At 75.6% G+C, this 8,305-nt stretch carries 1 protein-coding gene; it reads right to left on the bottom strand.

The features are described from left to right. Positions 1-6: 6 nt before the first annotated feature. Positions 7-8,298, bottom strand: a complete 8,292-nt coding sequence (locus tag ACFY2K_RS11505; RefSeq protein WP_387710940.1) for an amino acid adenylation domain-containing protein — start codon at positions 8,296-8,298, stop codon at positions 7-9. Positions 8,299-8,305: the final 7 nt, after the last annotated feature.

The raw sequence follows: 8,305 nt of genomic DNA, 5'->3' as shown, positions 1-8,305 counted from the left end.
GTGGGGTCATCGGGCAGCACGCCGTCGGCGCTGGATCCGGGGGCGTTCGGCCGCCCGGTCATCGGCGGGCGGTTCACGGCGTTCGATCTCCGCGGCGAGCCCGGCCACGGTGGCGGTGGCGAACAGGTCGCGCAGCCGCAGGTCCCGGGCGAAGGCCCGGTTGACCCGGGTGATCAGCCGGGTGGCCAGCAGGGAGTGGCCGCCCAGCCGGACGAAGTCGTCGTGCACGCCGACGCGTTCCACCCCGAGCAGGTCGGCCCAGAGCTCGCACAGCCGCCGTTCGGCGTCGTTGCGCGGCGCCACGTACCCGTCGCCGGCCGGTGCCGAGCGGGGGTCGGGCAGCCGTCCGCGGTCGACCTTGCCGTTGGGGGTGAGCGGCAGCGCCTCCAGCAGCACCAGCTGGGTGGGCACGGCGGCTTCGGGCAGCTCGGCGGCCAGGGTCGCACGGAGTTCGGCGGCCAGGCCGCGCTCCAGCTCCGCCAGCAGCGGCGTGTTGGTCGGGCGGTCGCGGCGCGGCGCCACCGGGACGTCGGGCACGCCCGCCAGGGTGTGCGGGACGAAGGCCACGTCGAACGCGCCGAGCGGGTGTTCGGCGGCCCAACTGGCGTGGGCCCGGTAGCCGTACCGCTCCGCGAGGGCGCTGAGCACCTCGACGTCCGCCTCCGGCACCCCGGCGCCGTCGGCCTCGCCGCCGAGGAGGAGCCGTTCCCGGGCCAGCCGCGCGTTGGCGACCCGGCGCAGGCCGAACGCCGCGCCGGTGCCGAACCGGCGCTCCAGCGCGGCGAGTTCGAGCGGCCCGGCACCCCCGTCGGTCCGGCCGATCCGGTCGGTCCCGTCGGCCCCTTCGATCCAGTCGACCTCGACGGTCGGGGCGGTCGCGCCGACGTGCAGCACCGCGTCGTAGCGGAAGCGGGTCAGCTCGTTGTGGACGGCTCCCCGGCGCAACAGGACCTCGGCCCGGGTGACGCCGAGCTCCGCAAGACCGGTGAAGTAGCCCGGGGCGAGCAGGAGTTCCTTCTCCTGCGACCGTCCGTGCGCCACCGCCTCGTCGACCGTCGAACCCGCCAGGGTGCCGCGGTGGTCGGCGACCGAGGCGTACATCGCGGCGGCCAGGTCGAGGTGCCGTACGTCGCCGACCAGCACCCGGCCCGCCCCGTCGAGCACCGCGACGGCCCCGGCGAGCACCTGGTCGAGGTAGGCGCGGCTGGGGAAGTACTGGACGACCGAGTTGAGCACCACCAGGTCGAAGCGCTCGTCGCCGAGCCGGCTCAGGTCGTCGGCCGGGGCCTGCACCAACCGCACGTCGCAGCCCGCGAGTCCGGGGGCGGACAGCACGCCTTCGCGGACCCGGTCGAGGGCCGCGGCGGACACGTCGGTGCCCACGTAGCGGTCGCAGTGCGGGGCCAGGCGGCCCAGCAGGAGGCCGGTGCCGCAGCCGATCTCCAGGATCCGCCGGGCGCCCAGCGACCGGATCCGCTCGACCGTGGTGTCGATCCACTCCAGCATCTCGCCGTCCGGCATCGGCCCGCCGGTGTAACTGCTGTTCCACCCGGCCAGGTTGAGCAGTCCGGGGGCGGCTTCGGCAGCCTCGGCACCGTCGTCGGCATCGTCGGCGCCGGAGTAGACCGAGGACCAGACGTCCTCCCAGTGGGCCACCTGGGCGCGGTGCAGTGCGGCGGAGCGCCGGGCGAGCGCGCCGGCGGCGAGCGTGACGTAGCCGACGAGTTCCCCGCCGCGCTCGGGGTGGCGGTGCAGCGCGGCGATCCCCTTGCCGACGTCCGGGTGCCGTTCGAGGAGGTTCTCGACCTCGCCGAGTTCGATCCGGTGCCCGCGGATCTTGACCTGGTGGTCGAGGCGTCCGAGGTACTCGACCCGGCCGTGCTCGTCGATCCGGGCGAGGTCGCCGGTCCGGTACATCGGGCCGCCGTCGGCCGGGTCGCGGACGAAGCGCTCGGCGGTCAGTCCGGGCCGGTCGCGGTAGCCGGCCGCCACGCCGCCGCCGGCGATGCACAACTCCCCGGCCACGCCGCGCGGTACGGGGGCCAGGTGGGCGTCCAGCACGTACATCCGGGTGTCGGCGGTGGGCGTGCCGAGCCGGACCGGCTCGCCCGGCTCGACCCGGGCGCAGGAGGACCAGACGGTCGTCTCCGTGGGGCCGTACATGTTCCACAGTTCGCGGCAGGCGGCCCGCAGCGGGGCCACCAGCGGGCCCGGCAGCGGCTCGCCGCCGCACAGCGCCCTGAGGTCGGCCTTCCCGCGCCAGCCCGCGTCCAGCAGTTGCGCCCACTGGGACGGGGTCGCCTGCATGACCGTGATGTCGTGCGCCTCCAGCCGGCCGGCCAGGGCCAGCGGGTCCCGCGTGACGGCGTCCGGGGCGACCACCACCCGGGCGCCCTGGCGCAGCGGCAGGAACAGCTCCAGGGCCGCGATGTCGAAGCCGATGGCAGTGGTGGCGAGCAGCCGGTCGGCGGCCCCGAGGCCGGGGCTCCCGGCCATCCCCGCCAGCAGGTTGTCCAGGTTGCGGTGCCGGACCAGGACGCCCTTGGGCCGCCCGGTGGAGCCGGAGGTGTGGATCAGGTAGGCGGCCGACTCCGGGTCGGGTGTCGGGGCGGCGCCGGGCCAGGGGGTGCGCGCGGGCGTGATCCCGTCCAGGTCCAGCGTGCGGGTGCCCGCGGGCAGGGTGTCGCGGGTGTCCGCGTCGCAGAGCACCAGGGCGGCCCCGCCGTCGTCGAGCAGGAAGCGTTCGCGGTCGGCCGGGGCCCGGCCGTCGAGCGGGAGGTAGGCGGCTCCGGCCGCCATGACGCCCAGCAGGGCCGCGGGCAGCCGGGCGTCCCGGCGCACCTTCACCCCGACCACGTCGCCGGGGCCCGCGCCCGCCTCCCGCAGGGCGGCCGCGACGGCCGCGGTCAGCTCGGCCAGCTCGCGGTAGCCGAGGGTGCGCGTGGCGTCCGTGACCGCCGGGGCGTCCGGGGTGCGGGCCGCGTGCTCCCACACCCGGTCGAGGAGCGCGGCGCGGTCGGCCGGCGGCGGGCCGGCCAGGGCGAGGCCGTCCCGTTCGGCGGCGTCCAGCAGGGGCGCCTGGTACGGGGCGTCGCCGGACCGGGCCATGGCCGTCAGCGCCGCCAGGTAGTAGCGGCCGAAGTCGTCGATCTGCTCGGCGGTGAAGCAGTCCGGGTCGTGGGCGAGGGTGAGTTCGCTGTCGTACGGCCAGCCGCGGTAGAAGGTGGCGCAGAGCGCGAAGTTCATCACGTCGCGGTGCTCCATCCCGCGAATCCGCACCGCCCGCAGCTGCTCGGCGGCCCGGGTGTAGACGTGGAAGTCCACGTAGTTGAACGCGACGTCGAACAGGCCGCCCGAGACGCAGTGCCGCTTGATCTCCGAGACGGGGTACCGGCGGTGCGGCACGACGGCGAGTTCGGTGTCCGCGACCGCGCGCACCAGGTCCCGCCACCGGCCGCCGCGCAGGTCGAGCCGCAGCGGGACGGCGTTGAGGAACAGGCCGACCACCCGGTCCGCGTCCAGGGTCTCCGGACGGCCGTTCATGACGACCCCCGAGACCACGTCCGTCTGCCCGCAGATCATCGACAGCACCCGGAAGTGGGCCGCCAGGAAGAGCTGCCGGACCGGTACGTCCAGCTCCGCGGCGAGCGCGTCCAGCGCGCCCACCAGCTCCCGGGGGAGCGCGTACCTGCGCAGCTCGCGGGTGCCGAGGCGGTCGGCGTCCCGCAGCGGGCGGCGGGTCGGCAGCCGTACGGTCTCGGCGTCGCCCAGGTAGGAGGACCAGAACGCCCGCTGGTCCGGGTCGGCCACCGCGGCGCGTTCCAGCGCGACGAACTCGGCGTAGTCGGCCCGGGGAGCCGCGATCGGCTCGCCCTCCCCGGTGAGCCGCCGCTGGTAGTCGAGCAGCAGCTCGGTGACCATCGACGCCAGGCTCCAGCCGTCGGCGATCGCGTGGTACAGCCGCAGCCCGACGGCGAACCGGTCCTCGTCCAGGAGCATGACGTCCACGGTGAACAGCGGTGCCCGCTGGGCGTCGAAGGGCGCCGAGAGGTCGTCCCGCCAGTCCGTCAGGCGCCGGCGCCGCACGGCGTCCGGCACCGCCCGCCAGTCCGCCACCGTCAGCGCGGGCTCGACGGCCCGCTCGACCAGTTGCAGCGGCTCCCGGAAGGCGGCCAGCTCGAAGCGGGCCCGGAGGAGGGGGTGGCGCTCGACCAGCCCGGCGAGCGCGGCACGGAACGCCTCCGTGGCGAAGCGGCCCTCGATCTCGTAGACGAAGGCGTCCCAGTACATCGCGCCGGTCCGGTCGAGCTGGGTGTGGTAGACCATGCCGGACTGCAGGGTGGTCAGCGGGAACGCGCTCTCGATCCCCGCCGGGAGGGCGCGCCGGTCGGCCTCCGTCAGCAGCTCGGAGCCGGGGCGGCGGCCGGACTCGGTGGGGGAAGCGGAACCGTCGACGGTGGCGGTCCGGCCGGCGGTGGCCGCGAAGTCGCGCAGTCTGGGCGTGCGGAGCAGGTCGCGCAGCTCCACCGTCCAGCCGGCCTCGCGGGCCAGCGCCAGCACCCGGAGGCTGAGGATCGAGTCGCCGCCGAGGGCGAAGAAGCTGTCGTCGCGTCCGACGGCGTCCGCCCGGAGGACCTCGCGCCAGACCTGGGCCATCGCGTGCTCGGCCTCGGTCCGGGGGCGGGCGTCGGGCGGGGTGTCGGGCGCGGGATCGGTAGCGGCAGCGGTAGCGGTAGCGGCAGCGGTTGCCTCGGGTTCCTGCTCGGAAGGCACCGTGGCGTCGAGCGCGCCGAGGTGCTCGACCGTCCCGTCGGGGCGCAGCCGGGCCCGTTGCCCGGTGCGCATCAGCCACTGCCCCTCGGCCCACGGGGCCTGCACGAGCCGGCCCGCCGGTTCCCGCCCGGCCGGCGCCTGGCCCACCGGTTCCTGGCCCGCCGGCACGATCCCGGCCAGGCACAGCTCCCCCGGTGCGCCGTGCGGCACCGGGGCCAACGTCCGGTCCAGCACGTACAACCGCGCGTTCCCGGGGGGCTGTTCCGCGTCGCGGGCCGGTGCGCCGGGCAGCTCCGGGAGGAGGTCGGAGGCGCCGTCCGCCCACAGCCCGATCAGGCGCTCGAAGAGTCCGCTCACCCCCTCCGCCCGGAAGGCGCTGACGGCGCCGCGCGCGAAGGCGAAGAGCACCTCGCAGCCGCCGTCCCGGCCCTCCAGCACGTTGACGGTGACCGGGTACTCGGTCGTCTCCAGCGTTTCGCTTGCGACCACCGACAGCCGCCCGACGGTGAGCGGGGTCCATTCCCGGTCGAAGGAGAGCAGGCAGTCGAAGAGCGGGCGGTCCGGGCCCGCCCCCGCCATCCGCTGGAGGTCCTTGAGCGGAACGTGGTCCAGCTCCGCCGTCCGGGCGTTGGCCTCCTGCACGGAGCGGGCGACCGCGGTCAGCGAGTCGTGGGCGCCCGGGACGACCGCGACCGGCACGGTGACCACGAAGGTGCCCACCGCCTCCTGCGCCCCGGCCGGCTGGAGGCCGCGCCCGCCCTGGGTCAGGCCGAAGACGACCCGGTCGGCCTGGGTGTAGGCCTGCGCCACCCGGCACCAGACGGCCTGCACCAGGCTGCTCGGCGTGATCCCGGCCCGGCGGCAGCGCCGGACGACGGCGGACCAGCGGTCCGGGTCCAGGTGCAGGGCGGTCGACAGGTGCGCGCCGTCGGCCCCGTGGCCGTGGCCGCCGTCGCCACCGTCCGGTCGGTCGGCCACCAGGGACGCGGCCGGTTCCCCGCCGTTCCCGCCCAGGTGGTCCCGCCAGAACGCCTGCGCCGGCTCTCCGGCGGGGCGGCGGGTCCAGGACACGTAGTCGCCGAACCGCAGGACCGGCTCCCCCGCGACGGCCGGGTCCCCGTCGTAGCGGCGCAGGACCCGCCGGAGCAGCAGCGGGATGCTCAGGCCGTCGAGGAGCAGGTGGTGGAAGGTGAGCAGGAGCCGGGCGGCCCCTGCGCCGAAATCGATCAGGTCGAGCCGCAGGGGCGGTGCCGCGTCGAACTCCAGCCCCTCCTCGAAGCGGGCCGCGCTCAGCTCCTGGTAGGCCTCCTCGGCGGCCCGCCGCCCCAACTCCCGCCAGTCATGGGCCTCCCAGCGCAGGACGGGCCCGGCGAGGACGGCCTGGAACGGGAACGGACCGTGCCACGCGAACACCGACCGCAACAGGTCCTGGCTCGCGACCTCCTCCTCCCACGCCCGGCGGAAGGCCTCCTGGTCCAGCTCCCCGCGCAGGTCGCACAGGATGCGGATCAGATAGTCCCCGCTCTCCGGCGCGGTGAGCGACCGCACCAGCATGCCCTCCTGGACGGAGCTGAGCGGGTACGCGTCCTGCACCCGCGCGACGTCCAACCCGCCGCCGCGCAGCAGCTGTTCCGCGTTCGGCAGCTGGGCGAAGCGTTCCGGGGCCCCGGCCGGTGACCGGCCCTCCCCCGGGGCGGCCCCGGGCACCGCCAGGCCGGTCGTCACCAGCTCCCGGACGGTCGGGTTCGCGAACAGCGCCGACATCCGGTAGGAGATGCCGGCCTCCCGGGCCCGGCTCACGGTGCGGACGGCGAGCACCGAGTTGCCGCCGCTGGCGAAGAAGTCGCTCTCCGCGGTCAGGCCGGGTTCGTCCAGGACGTCCCGCCAGATGTCCAGCAGCGCCGCCTCGACGGCGGCGGGCCCGTCGTCGGCTCCGCCGGTGGGTTCCTGCGCGGTTCCGACCGCGGGTCGGTGCGCGCTCACGGTTGCGGTTCCACCGGTCGGGCGCCGGTCGAGGAGTGCCAACAGGGCCTGCCGGTCCACCTTTCCGGTCGTCCCCTGCGGCAGCGCCGCCACCTCGGTCCACACCGCGGGCACCATGTACGCCGGGAGTTCGGTGGCCAGCGCGGCCCGGACCTCGGCCGGGGTCCGTCCCGCCGGGGTGTAAAACGCCGCCAGCCGGACCGGGTCCCCGTCGTCCACGACGACCTTGATCTCGTCGACGAGCCCGAGCGAGCGCGCGGCCTCCTCGATCTCCCCGAGCTCGATCCGGTGGCCGTGCACCTTCACCTGGTCGTCGACCCGGCCGTGGTACAGCAGGCAGCCGTCGGCGTTCCAGGAGGCGAGGTCGCCGGTCCGGTACCGGCCGCCGGCGAACTTCTCCGCCGTCAGCTCCGGGTTGTTCCAGTACCCGGTGGCCAGGTGCGGGCCGCCGATGAAGAGCTCGCCCGCCCGCCCGGGTTCGGTGACGGGAGTCCCGTCCTCGTCCTCGATGCTCAGCTCCACCTCCGGGAGCGGCGTGCCCAGGTGCACCGCGTCCCCGGCGCGCAGGTCCGCCACCGACACCACGACCGTCGCCTCGGTCGGCCCGTACGCGTTGAACACCGTTCCGCGCCGGGCGAGTTGTTCCATGAGCGAGGGCGGCATCGCCTCGCCGCTGGACAGCATCCGCATGTCGGGGCCGCCCTGCCAGCCGACCAGGACGAGGGAGCGCCACTGGGTCGGGGTGGCGAAGGTGGCGTTCAGCGAGCGGGACTCCAGGAGGCCGCGCACCTCGTCGGGATCGCGGCGCTGGGCGTCGGAGGCGATGAAGGTCCGGCAGCCGAGGGCCAGCGGCAGGAACAGGTCGAGGATGCTCGCGTCGAACGCCACCGAGGACTGGGCGAGGAAGCGGTCCCGTCCGCTCAGCCGGAAGACGTGCTCGAAGGCCCCCAGGCGGGCGGCCAGCGCCCCGTGCGGCACCACGACGCCCTTCGGACGGCCGGTGCTCCCCGAGGTGTAGATCATGTACGCCGGGTGGGAGCCGTCCGGCGTGAAGTCCGCCACCGTCGGGTCCGGCGGCGCGAAGTCCGTTGCCGTGGCGTCCGCCGCCGTCAAGTCCGTCGCCCTGTCGGCCTCGTGGTCGCCGACGCCGAGCAGCAGTTGCCCGGAGGGGAAGCAGTCCCGCCGCCCGTTGTCCCCGTCGCAGACGACGGCCGCGGCCCGGGCGTCCGCCAGGATCGTACGGATCCGGTTGTCCGGCCACGAGACGTCGACCGGCACGTACACCGCACCGACCCGCAGCGTCGCCAGGAGCGCCACGGCGATCTCCACCCCGCGGCCGACGATCATGGCGACCCGGTCGCCCGGGACGACTCCCGCGCCGCGCAGGACGGCGGCCAGCTCTCCGCTCCGGACCGCCAGCTCCCGGCGGGTCAGCCGGCCCCCGTCGGACTCCACCGCGGTCCGGTCGGGATCCCGGCGGGCGTGTGCGAGGACGGCATCCACGAAGAACGGATGACTCGTTCCACGGCCAGGCAGTCGCATTCTCTCT

The sequence above is a fragment of the Kitasatospora sp. NPDC001309 genome, assembly GCF_042896295.1.
Lineage (GTDB): Bacteria > Actinomycetota > Actinomycetes > Streptomycetales > Streptomycetaceae > Kitasatospora.
This window is presented reverse-complemented; position numbering and strand designations above follow the sequence as displayed.